Source organism: Streptomyces venezuelae, assembly GCF_008642335.1.
GTDB lineage: Bacteria > Actinomycetota > Actinomycetes > Streptomycetales > Streptomycetaceae > Streptomyces > Streptomyces venezuelae_F.
The window spans coordinates 3,764,952-3,781,208 of record NZ_CP029191.1; the positions used below are offsets into that span (position 1 = coordinate 3,764,952).

At 66.4% G+C, this 16,257-nt stretch carries 8 protein-coding genes and 3 rRNA genes; 5 read left to right on the plus strand and 6 right to left on the minus strand.

Going from position 1 to position 16,257, the window contains the following annotated elements:
- Position 1: 1 nt before the first annotated feature.
- Complete coding sequence (locus tag DEJ49_RS16865) at positions 2 to 1,270, plus strand: sensor histidine kinase (protein WP_223832866.1); 1,269 nt, start codon at positions 2 to 4, stop codon at positions 1,268 to 1,270.
- A gap of 9 nt (positions 1,271 to 1,279) precedes the next feature.
- Entirely contained in the window at positions 1,280 to 1,951 is a 672-nt protein-coding gene (locus DEJ49_RS16870; protein ID WP_150184891.1) for a response regulator, read from the plus strand.
- A 67-nt stretch (positions 1,952 to 2,018) separates the two neighbouring features.
- Here DEJ49_RS16870 and rrf read toward each other — a convergent pair.
- The 4 genes from rrf to DEJ49_RS16895 form a co-directional block, all read right to left on the minus strand.
- Positions 2,019 to 2,135 (minus strand): 5S ribosomal RNA (gene rrf / locus DEJ49_RS16875).
- Positions 2,136 to 2,222: 87 nt separating this feature from the next.
- Positions 2,223 to 5,345, minus strand: a 23S ribosomal RNA gene (locus tag DEJ49_RS16880).
- A 308-nt stretch (positions 5,346 to 5,653) separates the two neighbouring features.
- Positions 5,654 to 7,179: ribosomal RNA gene (locus DEJ49_RS16885) — 16S ribosomal RNA — on the minus strand.
- Together the 16S, 23S and 5S rRNA genes form the textbook arrangement of a ribosomal RNA operon.
- A gap of 652 nt (positions 7,180 to 7,831) precedes the next feature.
- Positions 7,832 to 8,380 (minus strand): MarR family winged helix-turn-helix transcriptional regulator, encoded by a 549-nt coding sequence (locus DEJ49_RS16895; protein ID WP_055568202.1) that lies wholly within the window; start codon positions 8,378 to 8,380, stop codon positions 7,832 to 7,834.
- Positions 8,381 to 8,515: 135 nt separating this feature from the next.
- On the opposite strand from DEJ49_RS16895, the gene DEJ49_RS16900 reads away from it, so the two are divergent.
- Positions 8,516 to 9,802: an MFS transporter gene (locus DEJ49_RS16900; RefSeq protein ID WP_190329372.1), complete on the plus strand. Its 1,287-nt coding sequence runs from the start codon at positions 8,516 to 8,518 to the stop codon at positions 9,800 to 9,802.
- A gap of 23 nt (positions 9,803 to 9,825) precedes the next feature.
- On the opposite strand, the gene DEJ49_RS16905 is transcribed toward DEJ49_RS16900, so the two are convergent.
- Entirely contained in the window at positions 9,826 to 11,523 is a 1,698-nt protein-coding gene (locus tag DEJ49_RS16905) for a SpoIIE family protein phosphatase (protein ID WP_150184892.1), read from the minus strand.
- Positions 11,524 to 11,628: 105 nt separating this feature from the next.
- Entirely contained in the window at positions 11,629 to 13,023 is a 1,395-nt protein-coding gene (locus DEJ49_RS16910) for an NAD(P)/FAD-dependent oxidoreductase (RefSeq protein WP_150184893.1), read from the minus strand.
- 372 nt (positions 13,024 to 13,395) lie between these two features.
- Here DEJ49_RS16910 and DEJ49_RS16915 point away from each other — a divergent pair, with 372 nt between their 5' ends.
- Entirely contained in the window at positions 13,396 to 14,163 is a 768-nt protein-coding gene (locus DEJ49_RS16915; protein ID WP_150184894.1) for a TetR/AcrR family transcriptional regulator, read from the plus strand.
- Between the two features lie 199 nt (positions 14,164 to 14,362).
- Positions 14,363 to 16,243: a sigma-70 family RNA polymerase sigma factor gene (locus DEJ49_RS16920; RefSeq protein WP_150184895.1), complete on the plus strand. Its 1,881-nt coding sequence runs from the start codon at positions 14,363 to 14,365 to the stop codon at positions 16,241 to 16,243.
- The last annotated feature ends 14 nt before the right edge of the window (positions 16,244 to 16,257 follow it).

A 16,257-nucleotide genomic window follows, 5' to 3' on the forward strand; every position in this document is an offset into this window, starting at 1 on the left:
CGTGACCGAGCCGAAGGCCGTGAGCGAGCCGCACCCCCTCACCCAGTTCCTCCAGCGACTCACGCAGCGGGTGCGCGCCTTCGACAGGCGCCGCCCGCTCGTCTGGGATCTCGCGGTGACCACGTTCTTCGTGACGGCCGCGCTCGTCGACGCGAGCGGCGGCTGGCGCAACGTGGCGCCCGACACGGACGTCCCCGGCCCGCTGATCTTCCTGATGAGCGTGGGTCTTTCGCTGCCGGTGCTGTGGCGCCGCCGGCACCCGATGGCGGTCCTCACGGTCATGGTGGCGACGGCACTGGTCAACAGCTGGAGCGGCGCCATGCTGCAGGCCGCGCTGATCCAGATGCTCGTGCTCTTCAGCATCGCGATGCGGCTGCCGCTGCGTACGCTCGGGTGGGCGGGCCTGATGATGACGGTCCCGCTCGTCGTGGGCGCGGTCCGCTATCCCGAGGACAGCTGGGACCAGCAGATCATCCCGAACCTGTGGGCGTACGCCGTGGTCGCCCTGCTCGGCATCGCGGTGCGCTCCCGCCAGGACTACACCGAGGCCCTCGTGGAGCGCGCCCGGCAGCTGGAGGTCGAGCGCGACCAACAGGCACAGCTCGCCGCGGCCGCGGAGCGCACCCGCATAGCCCGCGAGATGCACGACATCATCGGCCACAACCTCTCCGTCATCACGGGTCTCGCGGACGGCGGTTCGTACGCGGCAGCCAAGTCCCCCGAGCGTGCGGCCCAGGCCCTGGAGGCGATCGGCACCACCAGCCGCCAGGCCCTCGGCGAGCTCCGCCGTCTCCTGGACGTCCTGCGCGACGACGCCCCCGCCCCCGCCGAACTCGCCCCGCAGCCGGCCCTGACCGACCTGGACCAGCTCATCGACGGCGTACGGGCCGCGGGCCTGCCCGTACGGACCACCGTCCAGGGCAGCCCCGACACCGTTCCGGCGGGCCGCCAGCTCACGGTGTACCGGGTCGTGCAGGAAGCCCTCACGAACACCCTCAAGCACGGTGGCCCGGGTGCGACGGCGGCGGTCGACGTCACGTATGGGGAGGACGGGGTGACGGTGGAGGTGACGGACACGGGTGCGGGCGGGCCGCGGCCCGCGGATCCGCGGCTCTCGGGTCCGCGGCTCTCCGGAGGCGGCCGCGGCCTGACCGGAATGCGCGAGCGAACAGCCTTGTACGAGGGCACACTTGAGGCCGGCCCGCTGCCGCGCCCGACGGGCGGCTGGCGGGTCCATCTCCATCTTCCGCAGGCTCCCGAAGGACAGTGAGACAGCAACGTGACGACCGTGCTCATCGTCGACGACCAGCCCATGCAGCGCTTCGGTTTCCGCATGCTCCTGGAGAGTCAGGACGACATGACGGTGGCGGGCGAGGCGGGCAACGGCAGCGAGGCGGTCCGCATGACGGCCGAACTCAGCCCGGACGTCGTCCTGATGGACATCCGCATGCCGGGACTCGACGGCATCGAGGCCACGCGTCGCATCATCGCGTCGGGCGACCGCACCCGCGTCCTCATCCTCACGACGTTCGACCTCGACGAGTACGCGTACGCGGGACTCCGCGCCGGAGCGTCCGGCTTCCTCATCAAGGACGCGCTCCCCGAGGAACTCCTGTCCGGAATCCGCGCGGTCGCGTCGGGTGACGCGGTGGTGGCCCCGAGCCTGACCCGCCGGCTCCTCGACGCGTACGCGGACCACTTGCCGACGACGTCGGGGGCGGCGTTCGATCCGGCGGGGGATCCGCGCCTGTCGTCACTCACCCACCGGGAACGCGAGATCCTGACGGTCATAGGCCAGGGCTGGACGAACGCGGAGATCGCCTCGCGCCTCCATCTCGCGGAGTCGACCGTAAAAACCCACGTGGGCCGCATCCTCGCGAAGACGGGAACGAGAGACAGAGTGCAGGCGGTAATCCTGGCGTACGACACGAAATTGGTGAGCCCGTCTTAGAACCGTAAATCCCCTGGAACGCAGAAAACCCCCGCACCAAACGGTGCGGGGGTTTTCTCCAAAAAAAGTTCGGCGGCGTCCTACTCTCCCACAGGGTCCCCCCTGCAGTACCATCGGCGCTGTGAGGCTTAGCTTCCGGGTTCGGAATGTAACCGGGCGTTTCCCTCACGCTATGACCACCGAAACACTATGAAACTGTCAACCGCACCATGCGTGACCTTGCATGGGGTTGTTCGTGGTTTCAGAACCAACACAGTGGACGCGAGCAACTGAGGACAAGCCCTCGGCCTATTAGTACCAGTCACCTCCACCCGTTACCGGGCTTCCAGATCTGGCCTATCAACCCAGTCGTCTACTGGGAGCCTTAACCCCTCAAAGGGGGTGGGAATACTCATCTCGAAGCAGGCTTCCCGCTTAGATGCTTTCAGCGGTTATCCTTTCCGAACGTAGCCAACCAGCCATGCCCTTGGCAGGACAACTGGCACACCAGAGGTTCGTCCGTCCCGGTCCTCTCGTACTAGGGACAGCCCTTCTCAATATTCCTACGCGCACAGAGGATAGGGACCGAACTGTCTCACGACGTTCTAAACCCAGCTCGCGTACCGCTTTAATGGGCGAACAGCCCAACCCTTGGGACCGACTCCAGCCCCAGGATGCGACGAGCCGACATCGAGGTGCCAAACCATCCCGTCGATATGGACTCTTGGGGAAGATCAGCCTGTTATCCCCGGGGTACCTTTTATCCGTTGAGCGACGGCGCTTCCACAAGCCACCGCCGGATCACTAGTCCCGACTTTCGTCCCTGCTCGACCCGTCGGTCTCACAGTCAAGCTCCCTTGTGCACTTACACTCAACACCTGATTACCAACCAGGCTGAGGGAACCTTTGGGCGCCTCCGTTACCCTTTGGGAGGCAACCGCCCCAGTTAAACTACCCATCAGACACTGTCCCTGATCCGGATCACGGACCGAGGTTAGACATCCAGCACGACCAGAGTGGTATTTCAACGTCGACTCCACGAACACTGGCGTGCCCGCTTCACAGTCTCCCACCTATCCTACACAAGCCGAACCGAACACCAATATCAAACTGTAGTAAAGGTCCCGGGGTCTTTCCGTCCTTCTGCGCGAAACGAGCATCTTTACTCGTAGTGCAATTTCACCGGGCCTATGGTTGAGACAGTCGAGAAGTCGTTACGCCATTCGTGCAGGTCGGAACTTACCCGACAAGGAATTTCGCTACCTTAGGATGGTTATAGTTACCACCGCCGTTTACTGGCGCTTAAGTTCTCAGCTTCGCACGCCCGAAAGCGCACTAACCGGTCCCCTTAACGTTCCAGCACCGGGCAGGCGTCAGTCCGTATACATCGCCTTACGGCTTCGCACGGACCTGTGTTTTTAGTAAACAGTCGCTTCTCGCTGGTCTCTGCGGCCACCCCCAGCTCAGAGTGCAAGACTCATCACCGGTGATGGCCCCCCTTCTCCCGAAGTTACGGGGGCATTTTGCCGAGTTCCTTAACCATAGTTCACCCGAACGCCTCGGTATTCTCTACCTGACCACCTGAGTCGGTTTAGGGTACGGGCCGCCATGAAACTCGCTAGAGGCTTTTCTCGACAGCATAGGATCATCCACTTCACCACAATCGGCTCGGCATCAGGTCTCAGGCACAAGCTGTCCGGATTTACCTAGACAGCGCCCTACACCCTTACCCCGGGACAACCACCGCCCGGGCTGGACTACCTTCCTGCGTCACCCCATCACTCACCTACTACAAGTCTGGTCCGTCGGCTCCACCACTCCCCTTTGCCCGAAGGCTCCGGGGCGGCTTCACGGACTTAGCATCGCCTGATTCGATGTTTGACGCTTCACAGCGGGTACCGGAATATCAACCGGTTATCCATCGACTACGCCTGTCGGCCTCGCCTTAGGTCCCGACTTACCCTGGGCAGATCAGCTTGACCCAGGAACCCTTAGTCAATCGGCGCACACGTTTCTCACGTATGTATCGCTACTCATGCCTGCATTCTCACTCGTGAACCGTCCACCACTGCCTTCCGGCGCAGCTTCACCCGGCACACGACGCTCCCCTACCCATCCCAGCGGGCGTTGGCCCTATTGCTGGAATGACACGACTTCGGCGGTACGCTTGAGCCCCGCTACATTGTCGGCGCGGAATCACTAGACCAGTGAGCTATTACGCACTCTTTCAAGGGTGGCTGCTTCTAAGCCAACCTCCTGGTTGTCTCTGCGACTCCACATCCTTTCCCACTTAGCGTACGCTTAGGGGCCTTAGTCGATGCTCTGGGCTGTTTCCCTCTCGACCATGGAGCTTATCCCCCACAGTCTCACTGCCGCGCTCTCACTTACCGGCATTCGGAGTTTGGCTAAGGTCAGTAACCCGGTAGGGCCCATCGCCTATCCAGTGCTCTACCTCCGGCAAGAAACACACGACGCTGCACCTAAATGCATTTCGGGGAGAACCAGCTATCACGGAGTTTGATTGGCCTTTCACCCCTAACCACAGGTCATCCCCCAGGTTTTCAACCCTGGTGGGTTCGGTCCTCCACGACCTCTTACAGCCGCTTCAACCTGCCCATGGCTAGATCACTCCGCTTCGGGTCTTGAGCGCGCTACTGAATCGCCCTGTTCGGACTCGCTTTCGCTACGGCTTCCCCACACGGGTTAACCTCGCAACACACCGCAAACTCGCAGGCTCATTCTTCAAAAGGCACGCAGTCACGAGACATCAAGCAAGCTTGATGTCCGACGCTCCCACGGCTTGTAGGCACACGGTTTCAGGTACTATTTCACTCCGCTCCCGCGGTACTTTTCACCATTCCCTCACGGTACTATCCGCTATCGGTCACCAGGGAATATTTAGGCTTAACGGGTGGTCCCGCCAGATTCACACGGGATTTCTCGGGCCCCGTGCTACTTGGGTGTCTCTCAAACGAGCCGCTGACGTTTCGACTACGGGGGTCTTACCCTCTACGCCGGACCTTTCGCATGTCCTTCGTCTACATCAACGGTTTCTGACTCGTCTCACAGCCGGCAGACTGTGAAAGAGAGATCCCACAACCCCGTATGCGCAACCCCTGCCGGGTCTCACACGCATACGGTTTGGCCTCATCCGGTTTCGCTCGCCACTACTCCCGGAATCACGGTTGTTTTCTCTTCCTGCGGGTACTGAGATGTTTCACTTCCCCGCGTTCCCTCCACACTGCCTATGTGTTCAGCAGCGGGTGACAGCCCATGACGACTGCCGGGTTTCCCCATTCGGAAACCCCCGGATCAAAGCCTGGTTGACGACTCCCCGGGGACTATCGTGGCCTCCCACGTCCTTCATCGGTTCCTGGTGCCAAGGCATCCACCGTGCGCCCTTAAAAACTTGGCCACAGATGCTCGCGTCCACTGTGCAGTTCTCAAACAACGACCAACCACCCATCACCCCGGACCAGTAGCCCGAGTGCACTGGGGTCGGCATTGAGGTCGGGAACGAGCCCGTACCCTCAGATACCCAACAGCGTGCCCGACACCCTTTACCGCTTCCCTCAACCCTCCACGCTCTGACGAGCAGTACTAGAAGGAGAAGACGATCAAGTGTGCCGAGTAGTCAACGTTCCACCCATGAGCAACCACCGTCGAACGTGTGCCGACGTAGTGGCCTCTGGACTGCCGTAGCAGCCTAGAAGTGCTCCTTAGAAAGGAGGTGATCCAGCCGCACCTTCCGGTACGGCTACCTTGTTACGACTTCGTCCCAATCGCCAGTCCCACCTTCGACAGCTCCCTCCCACAAGGGGTTGGGCCACCGGCTTCGGGTGTTACCGACTTTCGTGACGTGACGGGCGGTGTGTACAAGGCCCGGGAACGTATTCACCGCAGCAATGCTGATCTGCGATTACTAGCAACTCCAACTTCATGGGGTCGAGTTGCAGACCCCAATCCGAACTGAGACCGACTTTTTGAGATTCGCTCCACCTCACGGTATCGCAGCTCATTGTATCGGCCATTGTAGCACGTGTGCAGCCCAAGACATAAGGGGCATGATGACTTGACGTCGTCCCCACCTTCCTCCGAGTTGACCCCGGCGGTCTCCTGTGAGTCCCCATCACCCCGAAGGGCATGCTGGCAACACAGAACAAGGGTTGCGCTCGTTGCGGGACTTAACCCAACATCTCACGACACGAGCTGACGACAGCCATGCACCACCTGTACACCGACCACAAGGGGGCGACCATCTCTGGCCGTTTCCGGTGTATGTCAAGCCTTGGTAAGGTTCTTCGCGTTGCGTCGAATTAAGCCACATGCTCCGCTGCTTGTGCGGGCCCCCGTCAATTCCTTTGAGTTTTAGCCTTGCGGCCGTACTCCCCAGGCGGGGAACTTAATGCGTTAGCTGCGGCACCGACGACGTGGAATGTCGCCAACACCTAGTTCCCACCGTTTACGGCGTGGACTACCAGGGTATCTAATCCTGTTCGCTCCCCACGCTTTCGCTCCTCAGCGTCAGTAATGGCCCAGAGATCCGCCTTCGCCACCGGTGTTCCTCCTGATATCTGCGCATTTCACCGCTACACCAGGAATTCCGATCTCCCCTACCACACTCTAGCTAGCCCGTATCGACTGCAGACTCGGGGTTAAGCCCCGAGCTTTCACAATCGACGTGACAAGCCGCCTACGAGCTCTTTACGCCCAATAATTCCGGACAACGCTTGCGCCCTACGTATTACCGCGGCTGCTGGCACGTAGTTAGCCGGCGCTTCTTCTGCAGGTACCGTCACTTTCGCTTCTTCCCTGCTGAAAGAGGTTTACAACCCGAAGGCCGTCATCCCTCACGCGGCGTCGCTGCATCAGGCTTTCGCCCATTGTGCAATATTCCCCACTGCTGCCTCCCGTAGGAGTCTGGGCCGTGTCTCAGTCCCAGTGTGGCCGGTCGCCCTCTCAGGCCGGCTACCCGTCGTCGCCTTGGTGAGCTTCTACCTCACCAACAAGCTGATAGGCCGCGGGCTCATCCTTCACCGCCGGAGCTTTCAACCCTCTCCCATGCGAGAGACGGTGTTATCCGGTATTAGACCCCGTTTCCAGGGCTTGTCCCAGAGTGAAGGGCAGATTGCCCACGTGTTACTCACCCGTTCGCCACTAATCCCCACCGAAGTGGTTCATCGTTCGACTTGCATGTGTTAAGCACGCCGCCAGCGTTCGTCCTGAGCCAGGATCAAACTCTCCGTGAATGTGTACCGGTAATCCGGTGCAACACCACGAGAGCGGAACGGTCGGGAGGAATAATCCCGTCCGTTCACAGCGTCCTCGCTGTGTTTTTTCAAAGGAACCTCCAACTCACCGAAGTGAGCCGGGGTTATCAACATATCTGGCGTTGACTTTTGGCACGCTGTTGAGTTCTCAAGGAACGGACGCTTCCTTTGTACTCACCCTTGCGGGCTTTCCTCCGGGCGCTTCCCTTCGGTGTTTCTTTTGTTCTTGCGTTTCCGACTCTATCAGACTCTTTCGTGTCCGATTTCCTCGGTGCCTTTCCGGTTCCCGCTCCGGCCTTTCGGCTTTCGCGTTTCCCTTTCCGGCGGTTCCGACTCTATCAGATCCTTTCGGGCCTGACTCCCAGTCAGCGGGGTTTGTCTTTGCGGCTGTTGGGCCGTTCCGACGTCTCAAACTCTAGCGGGTTTTCCCGGCGACTCATAATCGAGCCGTTGAAATGAATTCGGGCATGCCGAAGTCGTTCCGTTGGGAGGTCGTGCAGAGTTTGTTTTGCCGCTACCCGCGGCGGGGTGTTGCTGTCGCAGAACCGTTACGGCTCCGTGGCAACCCGAAGAACCTTACGGGTCGGGCAAGTGACTGTCAACCCTGCCCTGTACCCCGCCGACGTGCGGTTCAGTCCAGGTCCGTGAGGCGGCCGCCCGCGTCCGGCTGGGCGTGCTCCACGCGGCGTAGAAGACGGGTCAGCACCTCGCCCAGCGCGCCGCGCTCCTCCTGGGACAGGTCCTGGAGGAGGTCCTCCTCGAAGACCGTGGCCAGGCGCATCGCCTCCAGCCACTTCTCGCGGCCCTCCGCGGTCAGCTCCACGATGACGCGGACGCGGTTGTTCTCGTCGCGGTCCCGCGTGACCAGCCCTTCCGCCACCATGCGGTCGATCCGGTGGGTCATCGCGGCCGGCGTGAGGCCGAGGCGCTTGGCCAGGTCTCCGGGGCCCATTTGGTACGGGGCTCCGGAGAGGACGAGGGCCTTGAGGACCTCCCACTCGGCGTTGCTGATGCCGAGGGTCGCCGTCTGGCGGCCGTAGGCGACGTTCATGCGGCGGTTCAGGCGGCCGAGGGCCGAGACGATCTCCTCGACCTGGGGGTCGAGGTCCTGGAACTCCCGCTGATACGCGGCGATCTGCTCTTCAAGTGTCGGCTCACTTGGGCCGGGGGTGTCACCCATGCGCCGAGTATGGCACGGCCCCGCTTGGCATCGAAGTCCTTCGGTGTGTACAGTTTAGTCTCGAACTTTAGCTTCGAAGTCTTCACTTCTAAGCACCACACCACTCACTCAAGGCAGGTGAAAGTGACCAGGGCGATGGGCGCAGCGATGCGTCGTATTCAGGCAGGCAGCGCGCTGAGCGCGTTCGGCATCGGGTTCACGGTTCCGTTCCTCTACGTCTATGTGGCGCAGGTGCGGGATCTTGGGTCCAGTGCGGCGGGCATCGTGCTCGCCGCGTTCGCCATGGCCGCTCTGATCGTCCTGCCCATCACCGGCCGCGTCATCGACCGTCGCGGCCCCCTGCCCGTGCTCGTGGGAGCCGCGGGTGTCGCCTCGGTGGGTGCGATCGCGCTGGGTCTTGCGAACAGCGAGCCGACGGCGATCCTCTCCGCGGCGCTGCTCGGTGCCGGTACGGCGGTCATGCAGCCGGCGCTGGCGACGATGATCGTCTGGTCCTCGACGCCGGCCACCCGCACGCGGTCCTTCGCGATGCAGTTCTTCCTGCAGAACCTGGGCCTCGGCATCGGTGGTCTCATCGGCGGCCAGATCGTCGACGAGAGCCGTCCGAGCAGCTTCACGCTGCTGTTCTCCATCGAGTCCGTGATGTTCCTGGTGCTCGCGGGCATCGCGCTGACCGTGCGGCTGCCGCACGCGCCGTCCATCCAGGACGCGATGCCGAAGGACGCCTCCGCTCCGCGGGGCGGCATGCGTGCGCTGCTGCGGCACAAGGCCATGGTGCAGCTGTGCGTGCTCGGTTTCGTGATCTTCTTCGCCTGCTACGGGCAGTTCGAGTCGGGTCTCTCCGCGTACGGCGTGGAGGCCGCGGGCATCTCCGCGTCGACGCTCGGCATCGCGCTGGCCGCCAACACGGCCATGATCGTCATCGCGCAGTTCGCCGTCCTGAAGTTCGTCGAGCGGCGCAAGCGCTCCCGTGTGATCGCCGCCGTCGGTCTGATCTGGGCCTTCGCGTGGCTGCTCGCCGGGTACGCGGGTGTCGGGCACGGCAGCCAGGCGATGGCGACCGCCGCGTTCATCTCGACGTACGCCCTCTTCGGGCTCGGTGAGGCGATGCTGTCGCCGACCGTCGCGCCGCTGGTCGCCGACCTGGCGCCGGGCGGCATGGTCGGTCAGTACAACTCGGCCTTCGCCCTGGTGAAGCAGCTTGCCCTCGCGGTCGGCCCGGCCGTGGGCGGGCCGATGGGCGCCGCGCTGCACGTCCCGTACATCGTGACGTTCGTTCTGTTCTCGCTGGGCATCACGGTGCTCGCGGTGCGCCTCGGGCGCCGCCTCACGCCGGTGCAGAACCAGCCTTCGCTGGCCAAGAGCCCGGTGGTGGCGCAGGGCGGCCCGGCTCCGGCCGAGCCGGAGACCGCGCACGCCTGAACGGCTGCCTGACGTCTATACGTCTACTTGGGGAGCGCGAACTCGCACCAGACGGCCTTGCCGCCGCCCGGTGTGCGGCGCGAGCCCCAGTTCGACGCGATCGTCGCGACGATGGCGATGCCGCGTCCCGCCTCGTCGGCCGGTTCGGCGCGGCGGCGGCGCGGCAGGTGGTCATCGCCGTCGGTGACCTCGATGATCAGCCGCCGGTCGGTGCGGCGCAGGCGCAGCCGCATCGGCGGGGTGCCGTGCTGGAGCGAGTTCGCGACCAGTTCGCTGGCCGCGAGGACCCCCAGGTCGTGCAGCTCGGGCGAGAAGCGCCAGCTGGCGAGGACGCCGGTGGCGAAGGCACGCGCGCGTGGGGCGGCCTCCACGCCGCCGAGGAGCTCCAGGGCGGCGTTCCTGAACAGTTCCGCGTCGCCCCCGGCGCGGGCCGGGTGCTGGAGGACCAGGACGGCCACGTCGTCGTCGTGGTCGGCCGTCACTCCCAGGGCGCGGATCAGTCGGTCGCACACCACCTGGGGCGTGCCCGTGGCGCCGGCGAGGGCGCGTTCCAGTGAGGCCACGCCTTCGTCGATGTCCTCGCTGCGCCGTTCGACGAGGCCGTCCGTGTAGAGGACGGCGGTGGAGCCGGGGCCGAGGGGGACGGAGCCCGAGGTGTGCAGCCAGCCGCCGGTGCCGAGCGGGGGGCCTGTGGGCTCCTCCGCGCGGTGGATCGTGCCGTGCTCGTCGCGCACGAGGATGGGGAGGTGTCCCGCCGAGGCGTAGACGAGGCTTCCTTCGTTCGGGTCGTGCACCGCGTAGACACACGTGGCGATCTGGCTGGGGTCGATCTCGGTGGCGAGGCCGTCCAGGAGCTGCAGGACCTCGTGCGGGGGCAGGTCCAGGCGTGCGTAGGCCCGCACGGCGGTGCGGAGCTGGCCCATGACGGCGGCCGCGCGCACGCCGCGGCCCATCACGTCGCCGATGACGAGGGCGGTGCGGCCGCCGCCGAGGGTGATCACGTCGTACCAGTCGCCGCCGACGGCAGCCTCGGTGCCGCCCGGTTGGTACGTGGCGGCGATGCGCAGGTCGTCGGGCTGCTCCAACTCCTGGGGCAGCAGCGACTTCTGGAGGGTGACGGCGGTCTCGCGCTGGGCGCGCTCGCTGGTGCGCAGGCGTTCGGCGGCCTCGGCGTGGTCCGTGACGTCGGCGGCGAACACCAGGACACCGCCGCCCTCTTCGGGTCCCGCCGCGGAGCCGCCGAGAGGCAGCGTCACGGGGGTGCATGTGAACGTGTACGACCGGCCGGAGGCCGCTTTGCGGGACTTGACGGTGCGCGGTTTGGAGCTGCGCAGGACCTGGTCGAGGAGGGGGAGGAGGCCCAGTTCGGTCAGTTCGGGCAGTGCCACGCGCGCGGGTTCGCCGACGGGGCGGGGGCCGAAGGCGGCGGCGTACGCGTCGTTGACGTACGCGATGCGGTGGTCGGTGCCGTGGACCAGGGCGACGAGGGCCGGGATGCGGTCGAGCACCTCGCGGACGGGCAGTTCCTCGATGCCGTCGGGTCCTGTGGGGCCGACGGCGCCGCCCGGTGGGAGGGGTTCCCCCGCCGCGGCGGGCCGCTCGGCGCGGGCCGCGGGGACGGAGCCGTCCCCGCGCGGTGCCGTGGAGACCGCTTGTTCGGTCCGCGCTGCTGCGCGGCGCTGCGTTCCGGGGAGCCGGGCGCTCCAGCGCGTGAAGTTCACTGCGGTAGGCCTCGTGGTGTCGCTTCTGGATCGGGAACACAGCATGTCGGGAGCGGACTGACATCCGTCAGACGCCGGTCCTGTGCGGGGAGTTCCTGACTCCGGTCAGGAGGACTCCTTCGGGCGCTCCCCACCGGCCGCGAGTTCGAACTCCGCACGGGGGTGTTCGAGGGACCCGAGGGAGACGATCTCGCGTTTGAACAGGCCGGACAGGGTCCATTCGGAGAGCACTCGGGACTTGCGGTTGATGGTCGGCACTCTGCTCAGGTGGTAGACGCGGTGCATGAACCAGGCAGGGTAGCCCTTCAGCTTGCGTCCGTAGACGTGCGCGACACCTTTGTGCAGTCCCAGGGAGGCCACGGAGCCGACGTATTTGTGCTCGTACTCCTGGAGAGGGCGCTCTCGCAGGGACGCGACGATGTTGTCGGCGAGGACCTTGGCCTGGCGCACCGCGTGCTGGGCGTTGGGTGCGCACTCCGTGCCCGGTTCGTCCGCGGTGATGTCGGGGACGGCGGCCGCGTCGCCCGCGCCCCACGCGTGCGGGGCGCCGTCCACGGCGAGCTGTGCGGTGCACTTGAGGCGGCCGCGTTCGTTCAGCGGCAGGTCGGTGGCAGCGAGCACGGGGTGCGCCTTGACGCCGGCGGTCCAGACGACGGTGCGGGTGGGGTGGCGGGCGCCGTCGCTGAGGACGGCCACGCGGTCCTCGCACGAGTCGAGACGGGTCTCAAGGCGTACGTCGATATTGCGCCTTCGCAGCTCGCGCACCGTGTACTTGCCCATCTCCTCGCCGACTTCGGGCAGGATGCGGCCCGTCGCCTCGACGAGGATCCACTTCATGTCCTCGGCCTTGATGTTGTGGTAGTACCGGGACGCGTAGCGCGCCATGTCCTCCAGCTCGCCGAGCGCCTCGACGCCGGCGTAGCCGCCTCCTACGAAGACGAAGGTCAGGGCGGCGTCGCGGATCGCGGGGTCGCGCGTGGAGGAGGCGATGTCCATCTGCTCGATGACGTGGTTGCGCAGGCCGATGGCCTCTTCGACGGTCTTGAAGCCGATGGCGTGGTCGGCGAGTCCCGGCACGGGCAGGGTGCGGGCGATGGAGCCGGGCGCCATGACGAGTTCGTCGTACGCGATCTGCGCGGACCCGGTGCCCTCTTCGTCGGTGGCGAGGGTGGTGAAGGTCGCGGTGCGCTTGGCGTGGTCGACGGATTCGACCTCGCCGATGACGATGCGGCATTTGTCGAGGGTGCGGCGGAGCGGCACGACGACGTGGCGCGGCGAAATGGATCCGGCGGCGGCTTCGGGCAGGAACGGCTGATACGTCATATAAGGATCGGGGGCGATCACGACGATCTCGACCTCACCCCGCTTGAGCTCGCGTTTCAGCTTTCGCTGGAGTCTCAGCGCGGTGTACATGCCGACGTAGCCGCCGCCGACGACGAGAATGCGTACACAGTCCGGGGGCACGGGGGTCGTCCCCCGGGAGATCGCAGCCTTCACCATCCCATGACGCACCCGCCTTCGGCGTTTGTCCACAGGCCCGGCAATTTGTGTGACCGGGAGCGGTGCGTGGGAGGGCCTCGGATTTCCGCCGACGGCCGTGCCAGGTGCGCAGGTCAGCGGGGGCGGAGAGGGAGCGGAAGAGGGGTACGGGAAGGCCGGAAAGGGCGCATACTCCGATCGGGGGGCGCGCTGTGCGGAACCCGCCTCTTCTGAATTGACCCCCGCTCAACTATGTTCGTGTGACGTCGGGGTGTCGGGGGATGCGCTCGTCGGGCCGGTTTTCCGGCTCGTGGAAGGGCTCGCTCCCCACACTTCGGTAGTCAATGGCGGGGAGTGTCTCCGGGGGGAGACGTCATTACCGGGGGAACGTGTATGCACATTCAGGAGACTCACTGGACTTCCGCTCCCGTGTCGGCATCAGCCGTCGGCCCGAGCGGGAACGGACGCGACATGGGGGAAGGAGCGCGCACGACACCGCTGCGTGTCGACGCACAGCGCAATCTCGAACATGTACTGAGGGCGGCACGCGAGGTCTTCGGCGAGCTGGGTTACGGCGCGCCGATGGAGGACGTGGCGCGCCGCGCACGGGTCGGGGTCGGCACGGTCTACCGCCGCTTCCCGAGCAAGGACGTGCTGGTCAGGCGGATAGCCGAGGAGGAGACCTCCCGGCTGACCGACCAGGCTCGTGCGGCGCTCGGGCAGGAGGACGAGCCGTGGTCGGCGCTCTCGCGCTTCCTGCGGACGTCCGTGGCGTCGGGTGCGGGCCGGCTGCTGCCGCCGCAGGTGCTGCGGGTGAGCGTCGAGGACGGCGCCAAGGAGGACGAGGTGCGGGTGCCGCAGCAGCGGCAGCCGGCCACGGACTCCCCCGACCTGCGTCTCGTCGAACAGCGCCAGGCGCCCATCGAGGAGTCGACCTCCCTGGGTGACGACACGGGGGCGGCGACGCTCCTCGACGTCGTCGGCCGTCTCGTGGAGCGGGCCCGCGCGGCGGGCGAGCTGCGGGCGGACGTGACGGTGTCCGACGTCCTGCTGGTGATCGCCACGGCGGCGCCCTCGCTGCCGGACGCGGCACAGCAGGCGGCGGCCTCGTCGCGGCTTCTCGACATCCTGCTGGAGGGCCTGCGGTCGCGGCCCGCGTAACCGTCCGGTTCGGCGGGAGGCTCAACTCCATCGTGCTGTGCGGACGTTGAGCCTTCCCCGAATGGGTGAACGGTAGTGCTCCATTACGGGAACTCGCCCCGGACGGGTGGTTGAACGTCTTCCCTCTCGGCCGTGGCACGACCGTGTGGCACGCTTTCCCGGTGGTCGGGTCTGAGTGTGCAACCGGGGGCGTTCCGCGATGAGTGTTGACGGACGGGACGAGGCGTCCCAGGACGGTCCCGTCAGCGCGGCCGACGCGGCCGGTCCGAGTGTGCCGCCGCAGCGCGAGGGCGGCGCGGGCGCCTCGGTTCCTGGAGGCTCCGAGGGCCCGGTTCCCGACGCCGACCTGATCGCCCGGATGCGCTCCGGCGACGACTCCGCGTACGAGGAGCTGTACCGCCGCCACGCCGAGGCCGTGCGGCGCTACGCCGGCACCTGCTGCCGTGATGCCCACACCGCCGACGACCTCACCGCCGAGGTGTTCGCCCGCATGCTGCAGGCGGTGCGCGGCGGCAGCGGCCCCGAGCACGCCGTGCGCGCCTATCTGCTCACCACCGTGCGCCGGGTCGCGGCCGGGTGGACGAAGTCGGCGAAGCGCGAGCACCTCGTCGACGACTTCGCGGTGTTCGCCGCGCAGGCCGCGCGGGGCACGGAGGCCTCCGACGACACGGCGTCCGTGGGCTCCTTCGGAGCGGGTCTGGAGCTGGGCGCGGACGTCCGCGCGATGCACGAGGCAGAGCAGTCGATGGCCATGCAGGCCTTCCGTAGCCTGCCGGAGCGCTGGCAGGCCGTGCTGTGGCACACGGAGGTCGAGGACGAGTCGCCCAGTGAGGTCGCCACGCTCTTCGGCCTCGACGCGAACGGCACGCGCGTGCTCGCGAGCCGGGCCCGCGAGGGTCTCAAACAGGCCTATCTGCAGGCGCACGTGAGCGCCACCCTCACCGAGAGCGAGGAGTGCGCGCGCTACGCCGACCGACTCGGTGCGTACGCGCGCGGCGGCCTGCGCACCCGTGCCGAGCGCGGCCTGCGCAAGCACCTGGAGGAGTGCGCGAAGTGCCGGCTCGCCGCCGGGCAGATCAAGGACGTCGCGAGCGGGATTCCCGCGGTCGTGCCGATCGCCGTCATCGGCTGGTTCGGTGCCGCCGGGTACGCGAAGGTGGCCGCGCTCGTCGGCGGCGGCACCGTCGGGGCGGGCGCCGCGGGGGCCGCGGGTGCGGCCGCGGCGGGCGGGTCGACGGGCGGGTCCGCTGCGGGTGGTGCCGCCGCGTCCGAGGGGCTCGGCGCGCCCGCGAAGGCCGGTATCGCGGCGGGCGTCGTCGTGGCGGCCGGGGTCGTGGCGGCGATCGCCCTCACCGGAGGGAGCGGCAAGCCGAAGGCGGCGGACCCGCCGCCGTCCAAGGAGCCCGTGGTCTCCGAGTCGGTCGTGCCGCGGAAACCGCCGCCGGAGAAGAAGCCTGCGGCCAAGCCGAAGCCGCCGCCCCCCGCGCCGAAGCCCACCCCGAAGCCCACGCCCACCCCCACGCCCAAGCCGAAGCCGCCCGCCGAGGAGAAGCCGGAGCCGAAGCCCACGCCCCCACCCCCTCCGAAGCCCAGGCCGACCCCGCCGAAGCCAACCCCGAAGCCACCGCCCCCGCCACCACCGGCCCCCCGGGTCTACCAGTGGAACGAGCTGAAGTACGGCCTCACCGGCGACGGCACGGGTCCCGAGATGCGGCTCACGGAGAGCAGCTGGGTGTGGCAGCGCTGGGGCCTTTCGGTCGGCGACAAGCGGTACGCGCACGGCGTGACCGTGCACGGCCGGTCCTCCGTCACCATCGACCTGAACCGAAGCTGCGCGACGTACGACGCGGTCGTCGGCGTCGACGACATGACGATGGGCCTCGGCAAGGTGCGCTTCTCCGTGTACGGTGACGGGGCTCGGCTGTGGCAGTCCCCGCTGGTCAAGGGCGGTGACCCGGCGGTGCCGGTGCATGTGGGTCTGGCCGGCCGCAAGACGATCAGGCTCGTCGTCGAACCGCACACACCGTTCGACACGACAGCGCTCGCGGACTGGGCACAGTCACGGCTGACCTGCCGCTAGGCGCCTGGGGGACT

Excerpts from the sequence above, each read along its gene's own strand:
- DEJ49_RS16900 (WP_190329372.1), top strand. The coding sequence starts at position 8,516 with ATGGGCGCAGCGATGCGTCGTATTCAGGCAGGCAGCGCGCTGAGCGCG.
- DEJ49_RS16920 (WP_150184895.1), top strand. The coding sequence starts at position 14,363 with ATGAGTGTTGACGGACGGGACGAGGCGTCCCAGGACGGTCCCGTCAGC.
- DEJ49_RS16895 (WP_055568202.1), bottom strand. The coding sequence starts at position 8,380 with ATGGGTGACACCCCCGGCCCAAGTGAGCCGACACTTGAAGAGCAGATC.
- DEJ49_RS16915 (WP_150184894.1), top strand. The coding sequence starts at position 13,396 with ATGCACATTCAGGAGACTCACTGGACTTCCGCTCCCGTGTCGGCATCA.
- DEJ49_RS16910 (WP_150184893.1), bottom strand. The coding sequence starts at position 13,023 with ATGGTGAAGGCTGCGATCTCCCGGGGGACGACCCCCGTGCCCCCGGAC.